The following is a 13,266-nucleotide window of genomic DNA, read 5'->3' on the forward strand; positions in this document are numbered from 1 at the left end:
TTCGGGTATAATTGTTTAGTACTTTAGTAAGGATGCGATAAATTTATGGACTTAAAGAAATTAAAAGAATATCAAAAACACATCCGCAATTTTTCAATTGTGGCCCACGTTGACCACGGCAAATCCACGATTGCTGACCGGATTTTGGAATTAACGGACACCGTTTCAAAAAGACAATTAAAGAACCAGATGCTGGACGATATGCCTTTAGAGCGGCAAAGAGGGATCACCATCAAGATGAACTCGGTGCAGGTGAAATACCATGCTCAAGATGGGGAAGACTACATCTTCCACTTGATTGACACGCCAGGACACGTCGACTTTTCTTATGAAGTTTCTCGTTCTTTAGCGGCCTGTGAAGGGGCGCTCTTGGTCGTTGATGCCTCTCAAGGCGTGCAGGCCCAGACCCTGTCTAACACCTACCTGGCCTTGGAAAACGACCTAGAAATCCTGCCTGTCTTAAACAAGATCGACCTGCCAAGTGCCGACCCCGACATGGCTAAAAGCGAAATCAGCGACATGCTGGGCTTGGACGCTAGCGATGCCGTTGAAGTTTCTGGCAAGACCGGTCAAGGGATTCCGGAGCTTTTGGAGCGAATCGTAACCGACATTCCAGCCCCAACTGGCGACTTGGAAGCACCGCTTAAGGCCCTCATCTTTGACTCCAAGTATGACGACTACCGCGGGGTGGTGATGTCAGTTCGGATTGAAGAAGGCATGGTCAAGCCGGGTGACGAGATCATGATCATGAACACCGGCAAGAAGTATGAAGTGACGGAAGTCGGCGTCTCTAGTCCCCACCCGGTCAAAGAAGACGTCTTGATCGCCGGGGACGTTGGCTACATTACCGCCAACATCAAGTCAGTTCGGGAAACCCGGGTTGGTGACACGATCACCTCTGCCGCTAACCCGACTAAAGAAGCCTTGCCAGGCTACCGGCAGATTCCGCCAATGGTTTATTCCGGGATGTACCCAACTGACAACCGGGATTATGATGACTTAAAAGAAGCCCTGCAAAAGCTGCAATTAAACGATGCATCTTTGGAATTTGAGCCAGAAACGTCTCAAGCCTTGGGCTTTGGCTTCCGCTGCGGCTTTTTGGGCTTACTCCACATGGATGTGGTCCAAGAACGTTTAGAGCAAGAATTTGACCTGGACCTGATCATGACCGCGCCATCGGTTGACTACCATGCCATCATGCCTGATGGAGACGTCAAGCTGATCGATAACCCAGCTGACCTGCCAGATGCCGGTGAATATAAGGAGCTCCAAGAGCCTTACGTGAAGGCCGAGATCATGGTGCCTAACGACTTCGTTGGTCCAGTCATGCAGCTGTGCGAGGGCAAGCGCGGGGAATTCCAGACTATGGACTACCTGGACAAGTACCGGGTTAACGTGATTTACGAAATGCCGCTGGCCGAAATCATCTACGACTTTTTTGACCAATTGAAGTCTTCAACCAAGGGCTATGCCTCTTTGGACTACGAAATTATCGGCTACCGGGCAACCAACCTGGTCAAGATCGACATCCTCTTAAACAAGGAGCCAATCGACGCCTTGAGCTTTATTGCCCACAGAGAAGAAGCCCGTGACCGGGCAGTCCAGATGACTAGTCTCTTGAAGAAGCTGATCCCAAGACAAAACTTCCAAGTGGACATCCAAGGAGCGATTGGTTCCAAGATCATTTCTCGGGCCACCATCAAGCCTTACCGGAAAGACGTTACTTGGAAGATCCATACCGGTGACCCAGACCGGCGGGCTAAGCTTTTGGAAAAGCAAAAGCGGGGCAAGAAGCGGATGAAGGCCGTTGGCCGGGTAGAAGTGCCACAGGATGCCTTTATGGCTGTCTTGCGGATGAATGATGACGACATCAAGGGCAAGTAATGACTAAACTGCAAAAACAAAAGAAAAAGACCGACAAGTCAGCAATTTTTCTGCGAATTGCCGCAACTGTACTGTTGTTAGTTGGTCTGGCTCTGGTTTTCAACCGCCAGATCAGCGCCTTTTTCGTCAAGCAAAATCAAGCCAGTGCCTTAAATGGCCTGACTGCTGAGCAGATTGCCGACAACCAAAAGAAAAAGGGCATGTATGACTTTAGCAAGGTTAAGTCCTTAGGGATCAATGAAACCTTGAAAAGTCGGGTAAAAAACACGGCTGGCGCAATCGGCATTATTGCTATTCCTTCCGTTAACCTGAATTTGCCAATCATGCAGGGTTTGTCTAACGATGCCCTGTCAACGGGCGGCGGCACTATGCGGGCCGACCAAAAAATGGGCCAGGGCAACTACCCCTTGGCTGGCCACTACATGACCGATAAAGGGGCGCTTTTTTCTCCGCTTGAGCGGGTGCAGATTGGCGCTAAAGTCTACTTAACCGACTTAAAGAAGGTCTACACCTACAAGATCTACTACAAGAAGGTGGTAGACCCAACGGCGGTTTGGCTAGTGAAGAATACGAAGAAAAAGATCGTGACCTTGATTACCTGTGCTGATGGCGGGACCAACCGCTGGTCCTTGCGGGGCAAGCTGATCAAGACCGCGAAGGCAAGCAAGCAAAACTTGGGGATGTTTAAGACTAAATGAAATGGCAAGAAAGAAAGGCTGCGCCTTTAGCAAGCGATCTAGCTGAAGAATTTCAACTTAGCCCGTTAACGGCTAAGTTGTTTTCTTTGCGCGGGATCAATACGGCTGAACAGCTCGATTACTGGTTTAATGCAACAGAAGCAGATTTGGCTGATCCCTACCTGATGCATGACATGGATAAGGCTGTGGACCGGATCAACCAGGCCTTGGATAATGGGGAAAAAATCACCATCTACGGCGACTATGATGCTGACGGGATCACGGCAACTGCCATCATGACCGAAATGCTGTCGATCATGGGGGCTGACGTTCACTACTTTATTCCGGACCGCTTTAAAGATGGCTACGGACCTAGCCTTGACCGCTACAAGGATATCGTGGCAGACGGCACCAATTTGATCATTACCGTTGATAACGGGGTTACCGGGATCGAAGAAGTGGCTTACGCCAAAGAGCACGGCGTGGATACGATCGTGACCGACCACCACACCTTTAAAGACCAGATGCCCGATGCCTATGCCATCGTTCACTGCAACTACCCGGGTCAGGACTATCCTTTTGATGACTATTGCGGGGCGGGAGTGGCTTATACCATCGCCCGGGCCGTTTTAGAAGATACAGCCAGCGAATTTTTGGAATTAGCCATGATTGGGACCATCGGCGATATGGTCAAGGTGTCGGGCGAAGGGCATGTTTTGGTCAAAAGGGGCTTAGAGCTTTTAAACGAGACCAGCCGGCCCGGCCTGCGCGCCTTGATCAACAATGCCGGCGTTAATTTTGGCCAGATCAACGAAGAGGACGTGGGCTTTAATATTGCGCCGCGCCTCAACGCCTGCGGCCGTCTGGCAGACGCTTCTTTAGCGGTTAGACTGCTGTTAGCTGAAAGCCCAGGCGAAGCCCAAGAACTGGCTGACCAGGTGGAAAAGCTGAATACCAAAAGAAAAGACCTGACTCAGCAGACCATGGACCAGGCTGACGCCCAGATCAAACAAATGGGCTACCAAGATAAGCCGACCCTGACCCTTTATAACCCGTCTTGGCATGAAGGGGTTATGGGACTGGTAGCCAACAAGGTCGTTGAAAAATACCATAAGCCAACCTTGATGCTGACTAAAAATAAATCCGGGATCGTTAAGGGGTCTGGCCGCTCTGACGCCCGCTTCAACCTCTTTAATGCCTTGAAGCCCCTAGAAGGGCAGTCAATCGTCCAATTTGGCGGCCATGACTTTGCCTGCGGCCTGTCAACGACGGAAGACCAAGTAGCCCAGCTCCGAGCTGACTTCAATGCCAGCTTTGAAAAAGGGGAGATCAAGGAAGAAAAGGTTCAAGAGTACGACGGGAAGATTAATCCGCAAGACGTAAGCCTAGATGCGGTTAATAACCTGCAAGTCGCTGGGCCTTTTGGCCAAGACAATCCTGAGCCAGTCTTTTTGGTTGACCAGCCCAAGATTTCCAGCTTCCGTCCGATGCGCAATGGAGCCAGCTTTAACGTGGGCTCGGTCCGGGCCGTGGATTTTGCCCATCCTTTAAGTGAAACGACGGTGCCTTTTATCAGTCAGATCCTGGTGAAACCGGTCATTAATACTTTTAAGGGCCGAAGCAATGTCCAGTTCCGGGTGATTGACCTGAAGTATGGTCCAAGCCTAGCGGTTTTTGTCCCGCATATCGTTGACTTAAGAGGGCAAGAGGGCCTGCTTGGCTTTGCCGACAAGTACCTGCTTTTCGATGAAAAGAACGTTCCAGTGGCTAAAGAGCATTTTGGCTTAGCCGATGGCCAGCTTGCCTTGGCCAAAAACGATGAAGACCTCAGCCAGGCAATCGTTTCTGTCTTAGACGTGCCAGCCAACGCTGCCCAGCTGAACTACGTTTTGAAAAAGCCGTACCGTCAGCTCTTCTTGCGCTTCCAGCTGGACCGCCTGCCGGGACAAAGTCTGCCAAGCCGGATGGACTTTGGTCAGGTCTGGGAATACCTAGTCCAGCATCCAGGAGAAAAGCCGAATGATTACGTGAAAGCGAGCGCAAGAATTGGTTTGGATCCGGATAGTCTCCTTTTCATCTTGAGGGTGTTTTTTACGCTGGATTTTGTTAAAATGAAAGAGGACAGATTGGTTCCAGAGCAAAGCCCTGCTAAGAAATCTCTAGAAGATTCGGCCTATTATCGGTCAGTGAAAGCAGAGTATGCTTTCGTCAATAAATTACGAACAATCTCTTCAAATGAATTGTTGCGCTATGCGGAAAGCTTAGCGAATGGAGGATTTTAAATGTCAATCGATTATAAGAAGTATATTGCCAGTGTCAAGGACTTCCCTAACGAAGGGATCATCTTTAGAGACATCACCCCAATCTTGCAAAACGGGGAAGTTTTTGCGGCTGCTACCCACGAAATCGCAGAATACGCTAAGAGCCGTCACGCTGACGTGATCGTTGGGCCAGAAGCACGTGGCTTTTTGGTAGGGACCCCAGTTGCCATTGAATTGGGCATCGGCTTTGTACCAGCCCGTAAGCCTCACAAGCTGCCAAGAGAAGTTGAAGCAGCTGCTTACGACCTGGAATACGGCTCAAACGTTTTGGAAATGCACAAGGATGCCATTAAGCCTGGTCAAAAGGTCGTAATTTGCGACGACTTGATGGCCACTGCCGGCACCTTGCACGCAACTAAGGAATTGATTGAACGCCTTGGCGGGGAAGTCGTTGGTGCAGCCTTCTACATCGAATTAACTGACCTCAAGGGCCGGGAAAAGTTCCCAGATGTTGACATCTTCTCCTTGGTTCAATACGAAGGTGCTTAATTAAACAAGCAAGAAAAAGAAATACTACGAAAAAAGCAGTAACCAGCTGGTTACTGCTTTTTGGTATGCTCAATGTGTTCGGTCATGGCATCAATGATTTCAATGATGTCGGGGTCATTGATGGAATAGTAGATAAAGTTGCCATCGCGTCTTTTTTGGACAAATTCGGCCTTGCTCAAAATCCCGAGCTGCTTAGAGACGACAGGCTGGGAGGCTTCGAGGTGGGTGACTAGGTCGCTAACCGGGCTTTCGCCATTTTGCCTGAGGTAAATCAAGATATGAATGCGCAGGCTGTTGCCTAGGATCTTAAAGAGGCGGGCAGCCTCAGCGATTAAGTAGTTGTGGTCCATCGTTTCTTCACTTCCAATTTCGTCTTTATTTCTATACTTAATTATAACGCAAAATAAGGTAAAAAGACTTGACTATATTCCGCTTCGGATATATACTACTAGTAAAGAACATACCAAAAGAGATATATAGTTTTGATGGTACGTATTTTTTATCTATTTAATCTAATTCAACTTGAAAAAAGGAGATGGAAGTAACAATGAATGACAAATCAACCAAAAGCTACATGTGGGTGACGATCTTAAACGTCGCCGTGACGGCGGCTGAATTCGTGGGCGGCTTTTTATCAGGATCCCTAGCCCTCTTGTCCGATGCGGTGCACAACCTGACTGACGTCGCCTCGATCGTTTTAGCCTACGTGGCTAATCTGATTGCCAAAAAACGGAAAAATGAATCAAAGACTTTTGGCTACAAGCGGGCTGAAACCTTAGCTGCCTATACCAATGGCGTGATTCTGGTCTTGATCAGTGCCTACTTGTTTGTAGAAGCCATCCAGCGCTTTTCTAAGCCTGAAGTGATCGAAGGGAAGTTGATGTTTGCCATCTCCCTGGTTGGCTTAGCAGGCAATCTTTTTTCCATGCTGATCTTGATGCGCGGTGCTAAAAAGAGTCTCAATGCCCGGGCACTCTTTTTAAACATGTTGTCTGACACCTTGTCTAGCGTAGCCGTTGTGGCGGGTTCTTTGGTAATTTACTACTTCAAGTGGAACCTGATTGACCCCATCTTGACTTTAGCAGCTTCTGTCATGCTCTTTAAAGAGGCGATTGAGGTCACTAAGGACTCAGCAGACGTCTTGATGGAAGCTAACCCAGATTTGGACTTAAAAGCCATTGAAGGGGCAGTTTTATCCTTCAAAGAAGTTAAGAGACTCCATCACCTGCACGTTTGGCGCTACAGCGATGACACCATCATGCTGGACGCCCACATGAACGTCGATCCGGACTTGTCCGCCAAGCGCATCGAAGAGCTCAGTCAGGAAATTGCGGACCGCTTAAAGACGGAATTTGGCATCAACCACGTGACCCTGCAAGCCGAATGCGGCCGGGGGATGGATGAAGACTTGATTTCCAGCGACAAAGAGAACTAAAATAAGGCCGAAAGGCCTTTTTTCTTTTGAAAATTAAGAAAATAAACGCAAAATGAAAATCTTTTTAAAAACTACTTGCAAAGACCTAAAAAGAGTATTATAGTTACTTCTATAAATTAGTGATTGAATTTTTTAGGAGGTAAGACCTATGGCTAAGAAAGATCTTGATTGGGCAAATATCGGCTTTGGCTATCACCAAACCGACAAGCGATACGTGGACTATTTCCACGATGGTGCTTGGGAAGGCGGCAAGCTGGTAAGCGACCCTAACGTTGTTTTAAATGAATGTGCTGAAACCCTGCAATACGCACAACAAGTCTTTGAAGGGATGAAGGCATATACCTGGAAGGATGGCTCCGTTGTTGTCTTCCGTCCAGACCAAAACGCTGAAAGAATGTACAACTCAGCAAAGAGAATCGAAATGGAACCTTACCCAAAGGACAAGTTCGTTGAAGCCATCGACGAAGTTGTTAAGGCTAACGTAGACTGGGTTCCACCATACGGTTCAGGTGCATCCCTGTACATCAGACCTTACGAAATCGGTACTACGCCAATCATCGGCGTTGCGCCAGCGCAAGACTACATGTTCAGAATCTTCACCACCCCAGTTGGCCCATACTACAAGGGCGGGGCTACTCCAGTTGCCGTTCAAGTAGCGCAATATGACCGTGCTGCTCCTCGCGGGACTGGTCACGTTAAGGCAGCTTTGAACTATGCCATGAGTTTGAAGGCAACCGTAACTGCCCACCAAGCCGGCTTTGCTGAAAACATGTACCTGGACCCAGCTACTCAAACTTACATTGAAGAAACTGGCGGCTCAAACATTATCTTTATTGACCAAAACGACCACTTGGTTGTTCCTAAATCCAATTCAATTTTGCCATCAATCACTAGACGTTCTCTCGTATACTTGGCTGAAAACTACCTGAACTTGACTGTAGAAGAAAGAAAGGTTCGCTTCGACGAACTTCCTTCCTTCAAGGAATGTGCCTTAGTTGGTACGGCAGCCGTATTGTCACCAGTTGGCCGCGTGGTCAACGGCGACCAAGTCATCGACTTCCCATCCGGGATGGAAAAGCCAGGCAAGTACATGGAAGAACTGTACAACACCTTGACTGGCATCCAAAACGGAGAAATCGAAGGCCCTGCCGGCTGGATTCACCACGTATTGTAAGATTCTGTCTCAAGGATCTAGTAATTTCTAAAAAGTTAGAAAAAGCAGACATAATTGTCTGCTTTTTCTTTTGCCAAAGATTGCTATAATAGTATGCAAGATCTTTTGAGAAATCGAATCTAAAAAGATGATGAAAGACAAAGAAAAAGTGAAAAGAGGGATTGAATGAAGAATCAATTTTGGAATCATTTTGACCGCAAATATGCCAAAGTCTCCCTGTACGCCTTGGGGACGGTTTTGCTGGGGCTGGCCATCTTGCTCTTGTGCTATGAATCAACCGGCTTTTGGGTGCGCCTTGGAAAGATTTTAGGGGCGATTGCGACGCCGCTCACCTATGGCTTGGTTTTGACTTATCTTTTGCTGCCCTTGACCAACTTTTTTGATCAAAAGCTGTCCAAAGGAAAAAGCCAGGGGGCGATTGCGACCGGATCAAGATCGCTGGCCGTGGCCTTAACCCTGCTGTCCTTATTTTTGGTCTTGGTCTTAGCTTTGGTGGCGATCTACGTGACCTTTTCCAAGCAGCTGAGCAATATTAATGTGAAAAGCATAGAAAATATTTACGCTCAGCTGCAGAGCCAGTACAGCTCCTTTATTAACGAGATTATGAATTATCTGAACAAGCAGGGCTTGTCAACCAGCGGCGTGGTTAACTACCTGCAAGCCAGCGTGGGCAAGGTTACCAGCTTTTTGAGCGACTTCTTCTTTGGCCTCATTTTCGCCATTTACTTCTTGTACGATGGCCACCGGATTGCCGGCTACTGGAAAAAGAACTTCGTGGCACTCTTTAGTCCGAAATTGGTGAAAGGCGTGAAGGTCTTTTTGGCCGATGCGGACAGTGCTTTTTCCGGCTACATCCGGGGGCAGATTATCGATGCCTTCATCGTGGGCGTCTTGGTCAGCCTAGCCATGCTGATCGCCAAGGTGCCTTATGGCCTGCTGATTGGGATGGTGACGGGGGTCGGCAACTTGATTCCATATTTTGGGCCAATCTTGGGCTACGGGATGGTCATTTTGTCTTGCCTGCTTAATCAAAACTGGACGGCCTTGCTTGCCGGCATGATTATTTTGCTGGTCATCCAGGGGATCGATGGCAACTTGATTAATCCAAAGCTGCTGAGCAACGCCATTCATATCCACCCTCTCTATGTCATTGCCTGCGTAATCGCCGGCGGGGCCATGGGCGGCTTTGTCGGGATGCTGATCGCCGTTCCACTTGGGGCGCTGTTAAAGACGGAATTTGAGCGGTTGGTCGCTTATAAAGAAAAAATTTCTGCCAAGAATCCAAGTTAAGTAAGAAACAAAATTCTGCTAGTTTAGCTAGCAGGATTTTTTGGTTTTGGTAAAAAACGAATTAGATGTGATTGATTGCTGGCTGGTAGACCAGGTCAATCAAGATGGCTCCGATAAGTGCAACCAGCAGAGTTAAAGCTAGCTCTTGCAGGCTGATCTGGGCCATGGCGATGCCGCAGATGGCTAAGAAGCAGGTCAGAGCAATATCAGCAATCTGGACGCTGGCCACCAATTTTGAGGGGGCGGATTGCCAGAAGAATTTCTTCGTCCGGGTAATCAGAACAATCAGCATGGCGCTGGCCACCATGAAGACGTAGACCATGGTCGAAATGTGGTCGTGGCTGACGCCGTTCTTGGTCAACCCGCTGACAAAGAGGAAGGCGATGATGGTCCAGGCCAAGGCCAGGGAGAAGGCAATTTTAGCCAGTTTGGCCATATTCCAGTTTTCTGGCTGGTAGCTGATGTGGGTGTTGTCGGTCCCGATCATCATCGTTACCATATTGTTCATGATGGTGTAGATGACCATGGCGTTTAGGGCCATCGGCAGGTAGCCAAAGACCAGGTAAGCAATGGTCAAGAGCATGGTTAATTCCGCCGTTCTGGCCAGCTTGGTCAAGGACCAGGTGGTCATCCGCTCATACACCCGGTGACCGGCGTCTAAGATCTTGACAATGGGGGAGAGACCATCATCTAATAAAACCATCTTGGAGCTCTTTTTGGCAACGTCAGCGGCGTTTGAGACGGCGATGCCGACTTCAGCTTGCTTTAAGGCTGGGGAGTCATTCACCCCGTCCCCGGTCATGCCCACGATGTAGCCCATTTCCTGGAAGTGCTTGACCATGTCCAGCTTGTCTTCGGGCAAGACTTCGGCGATGCCAGCCAGCTTTTGGGGATCCAGGTCTTTGCTGAAGTTGCTGTAGGCAATGACTTGCCCCTGTAAGCCGACTTCGCTGGCAACGGCTTCAGCAGTTTTCTGGTTGTCCCCGGTCAGCATGATGGGCTGGATCCCCCGGCGGCGAATTTCGGCAAGGGCCATTTTTGAATCAGACCTGATTTGGTCTTTAGTGATAAAAATTCCGGCTAACTGGTTGTTGACCAAGAGGGCAACAGAGCGTCCAGTTGTGAGATCGATCTGTTTGGCTTTTTCCCTTAAGTTGGGGTCGATCTGACTGAGGATCTTCAGAGAACCGAGCTTGATGTTTTGCCCATTTTTTTCAGTTTCGGAATAGCCCTTGCTAGAAGTGAAGGCGGTAAAAACATCAGGCGCTGCTATCTGGATCTGCTTTTGCTTTAAATAGTCGCCAAGAGCCTGGTCGATGATGGAAGAATTCCGTAAGTCTAGGGCTAGACCAGTCAGGGCGAGAATTTCTTCGTCACTTTCTTGAGAAAAATTGGTAAAAGAAGATACTGCTGTCTTGTTTTCGGTGATGGTCCCGGTCTTGTCGAGTAAAAGCAAGTTCAGGTTGGCTGCATCCTGGATCCCGGTCAAGTCACTGGTCAAGACCCCTTCTTTTGACAGGCGAGTTGCCTCAAAGGAGTTGGACAGGGCAAAAGTGGACGGCATGGCCACTGGGATAGAAGCAATAAACATCATAGCTAGGAAAGGCAGCATTTCCAGGATGTTTTCCCCGCGGATAACAGCTGCGATTAGCAAGATCAGGGTCAAGACTCCGCTTAAAAGGCAGAGGTAGTAGATGATCTTGGTCAAAAGCTGCTGCAAGTGGCCAGGAGCTGCTGAATTGTTGATCAGGTTGATGGTTTGCCCGCTTCTGGAATGGGTCCCCGTAGCAGTGACCGTGGCCAAGGCTTCACCGTCTAAGACAGTTGTCCCGGCAAAGGCCGTGTCATTTTTAGCTTTTTTGATGGCATCGGCTTCACCTGTGATGGAGGATTCATCTAAGGTTAGTTTGCCGTCTAAGATTTGGGCGTCTGCTGCTAAAATATCGCCGCGCTTCAGGCTGACCAAGTCGCCAGGCACCAGGTACTTGGAATCCAGCTTTTGCCAGTTGCCATCCCGGCAGACAGCGACCTGCGGAGTCAGTTCTTGAGAGATTTGACTGAGGACCTTGCGAGATTTCTTTTTCTGGCTGGCACCATTATATGCCGCAAACAGCAGCATCAATAAGACAAAGCCAGACTGGATCCACTTGCCCAAAAGGCACTCAAGCAAAAGTGCTGCCTCCAAAATCCAGGCGCTGAGGTTCCAAAGCTTGCCGGCAAATTCCTTCCAGAAGCTGAAGGGCACTTCTGGCACCTGGTTTAAGCCGTACTGGTTCAGCCGCTTTTGGGCTTCTTTTTGGCTTAAGCCTGCTACTTTTTTCTTCATAATTAAACTTCCTCTCTGCTTTCATCATTATCTATCTTACCCGTTTTCTTGCTATTAAGAAAATACTGATTTATGATTAGAGATAACAAAAAGTTTGATATCTGAGGATCATAGTTAAGATGAATTTTAAGCAGCTAAAATACTTTACCATCGTGGCTGAAGAAGGGCAGATTACCGCTGCCGCCAAAAGACTCTACCTGGGCCAACCGGCCCTCAGCTACCAGTTGCGGCAGCTAGAAGAAGAAATAGGGGCCCGGCTTTTGATCAGAAAGCCCCACGGCATTGAGTTGACCCCAGCTGGGAAGAAGTTTTACGCCTATGCCAGCCAGATTTTACTGTTGGCCAAAAATGCCCGGACCGAATTAGATGATATTGAAAGCGGAAAAAGGGGTACAATCAAATTAGGATCGGTGTCGTCCTCAATTGGCATATTGCCGTCCCAAAAGCTGGTTGCTTTTGCTAAGGATCATCCGGGCTTGTCCTTTGATATCTATGAGGACAATACCTACGGCATTTTGGACAAATTAGAAGACCGCTTGCTGGACCTAGCAATCATTCGGACGCCTTTTAACCGGACCAAGCTAAACAGCGCCAAGCTGCTGGATGAGCCGATGGTGGCGGTCAGTCAGAGGGATTTGCCAGAAGATCTTAACTTGGGAAAATTAGCTGAATACCCCTTGGTGATCTACCGCCGCTTTGAGAATCTGTTTACCGAGACTTTTAACCAGGCGGGACTCACGCCCCATTTTGCGGTTAAAAGCGATGATTCAAGAACCGCGATCCGCTGGAGCGACCAGGGGCTGGGCGTGGCGCTGGTGCCAGCTTCCATTGCCCAGGCCTACGCCCAAGGGAAGGTGAGAGAATTGGCGATTCCGGCTTGGCACACCCAGCTGGAACTGGTTTGGCTGAAAGACCAGGTTTTGACGCCTTTGATGAGCGATATCATTGATCTTTACCGGCAGTAATTTGTTAATGGGATAATGGAAAGTAAAAATTAAAAAGAAAGCTGGAAAAACAATGACAAAACTGACGCGAATCGAAGAAATTAACCTTATTCTAGACATTCAGGGGATGCTGGAAAAAGCAGGCAGCAACAATGAAGATGAAAATACATGGGATAGTGTAGGGGCTAAACTGCAAGAGCTTGGCTTTTTGAAAGATGGACAAGAAGGTAGTAAGGCAGAGGTAAAAGAGGCCTATTTGCGTCTCCTTGCCCAATTGACCGATGATGCCTTAGCCCAATCCGGGAGAGGAAAAGTAATTTATCAGATCAATGCTGAGGCTCTAGAGCAGTTAAGAGTGGCACCTGATGAAGATCCTGACTTTTATCCAGATCTAGTAGCCGATTTAAAAAAGAACATGGCAGCCTATGCCCAGATCGTGCTAAGCTTCCAGTTGTGGCGGGAAAAATGGCAGCATGACTTAAGCGGGGAAGACTACCGGCAAAAATTTGGCGATCTGGACCAAAGAAGAAGCCGGATCCACGATTATTTGCGCCAGCGCCTAGATTTAATTAATTCAGAGGCCAGTGACCATGATTTGCCACCAATCATTGATGTTGGGGAAAGCCGCGTTCAAGAGGTCAACCGGACGGATGTGGCCAATGCCATCTTAATCTGGTACCAAGAGCAAGTTAGTCGAGAATTATCTGAATAGAAAAAAGATCGTTA

General features: G+C 48.4%; 11 protein-coding genes. 9 read left to right on the forward strand and 2 right to left on the reverse strand.

Annotated features, from left to right (window positions below; genetic code table 11):
* The first annotated feature begins 45 nt into the window (after positions 1-45).
* The 4 genes from lepA to ACI4WN_RS09080 are packed head-to-tail and all read left to right on the forward strand — an operon-like array spanning position 46 to position 5,371.
* Positions 46-1,884, forward strand: coding sequence for a translation elongation factor 4 (gene lepA / locus ACI4WN_RS09065; protein ID WP_279201359.1), 1,839 nt, complete (start codon positions 46-48; stop codon positions 1,882-1,884).
* On the forward strand, positions 1,884-2,582 hold the full coding sequence (locus ACI4WN_RS09070; RefSeq protein ID WP_439777895.1) for a class A sortase: 699 nt from the start codon (positions 1,884-1,886) through the stop codon (positions 2,580-2,582). Before lepA ends, ACI4WN_RS09070 begins: the two co-directional genes overlap by 1 nt.
* On the forward strand, positions 2,579-4,843 hold the full coding sequence (recJ, locus tag ACI4WN_RS09075) for a single-stranded-DNA-specific exonuclease RecJ (RefSeq protein ID WP_439777896.1): 2,265 nt from the start codon (positions 2,579-2,581) through the stop codon (positions 4,841-4,843). The genes ACI4WN_RS09070 and recJ overlap by 4 nt, the downstream gene beginning before the upstream one ends.
* On the forward strand, positions 4,844-5,371 hold the full coding sequence (locus ACI4WN_RS09080) for an adenine phosphoribosyltransferase (protein ID WP_008459915.1): 528 nt from the start codon (positions 4,844-4,846) through the stop codon (positions 5,369-5,371). It abuts the gene before it with no gap.
* Positions 5,372-5,421: 50 nt separating this feature from the next.
* On the opposite strand, the gene ACI4WN_RS09085 is transcribed toward ACI4WN_RS09080, so the two are convergent.
* Positions 5,422-5,721: an ArsR/SmtB family transcription factor gene (locus ACI4WN_RS09085; RefSeq protein ID WP_439777897.1), complete on the reverse strand. Its 300-nt coding sequence runs from the start codon at positions 5,719-5,721 to the stop codon at positions 5,422-5,424.
* A 197-nt stretch (positions 5,722-5,918) separates the two neighbouring features.
* Between ACI4WN_RS09085 and ACI4WN_RS09090 the strand changes: the two genes are divergently transcribed.
* From ACI4WN_RS09090 to ACI4WN_RS09100, 3 genes are all read left to right on the forward strand, one after another.
* Complete coding sequence (locus tag ACI4WN_RS09090; RefSeq protein ID WP_439777898.1) at positions 5,919-6,806, forward strand: cation diffusion facilitator family transporter; 888 nt, start codon at positions 5,919-5,921, stop codon at positions 6,804-6,806.
* A 148-nt stretch (positions 6,807-6,954) separates the two neighbouring features.
* Entirely contained in the window at positions 6,955-7,980 is a 1,026-nt protein-coding gene (locus tag ACI4WN_RS09095; RefSeq protein ID WP_439777899.1) for a branched-chain amino acid aminotransferase, read from the forward strand.
* 165 nt (positions 7,981-8,145) lie between these two features.
* Positions 8,146-9,270 carry an AI-2E family transporter gene (locus ACI4WN_RS09100; protein WP_439777900.1) on the forward strand — a complete coding sequence of 375 codons (1,125 nt, stop codon included), beginning with the start codon at positions 8,146-8,148 and terminating at the stop codon, positions 9,268-9,270.
* A 61-nt stretch (positions 9,271-9,331) separates the two neighbouring features.
* Here ACI4WN_RS09100 and ACI4WN_RS09105 read toward each other — a convergent pair whose 3' ends face one another.
* Complete coding sequence (locus tag ACI4WN_RS09105; RefSeq protein WP_439777901.1) at positions 9,332-11,596, reverse strand: HAD-IC family P-type ATPase; 2,265 nt, start codon at positions 11,594-11,596, stop codon at positions 9,332-9,334.
* 119 nt (positions 11,597-11,715) lie between these two features.
* Here ACI4WN_RS09105 and ACI4WN_RS09110 point away from each other — a divergent pair, with 119 nt between their 5' ends.
* Positions 11,716-12,561 carry a LysR family transcriptional regulator gene (locus tag ACI4WN_RS09110; RefSeq protein WP_439777902.1) on the forward strand — a complete coding sequence of 282 codons (846 nt, stop codon included), beginning with the start codon at positions 11,716-11,718 and terminating at the stop codon, positions 12,559-12,561.
* A gap of 52 nt (positions 12,562-12,613) precedes the next feature.
* A complete protein-coding gene (locus ACI4WN_RS09115; protein ID WP_439777903.1) occupies positions 12,614-13,252 on the forward strand; it encodes a hypothetical protein in 639 nt (212 codons plus the stop codon).
* Positions 13,253-13,266 lie beyond the last annotated feature (14 nt).

Origin of the sequence: Lactobacillus sp. (genome assembly GCF_051893255.1) — a bacterium.
In the GTDB taxonomy this organism is placed as follows: Bacteria; Bacillota; Bacilli; order Lactobacillales; family Lactobacillaceae; genus Lactobacillus.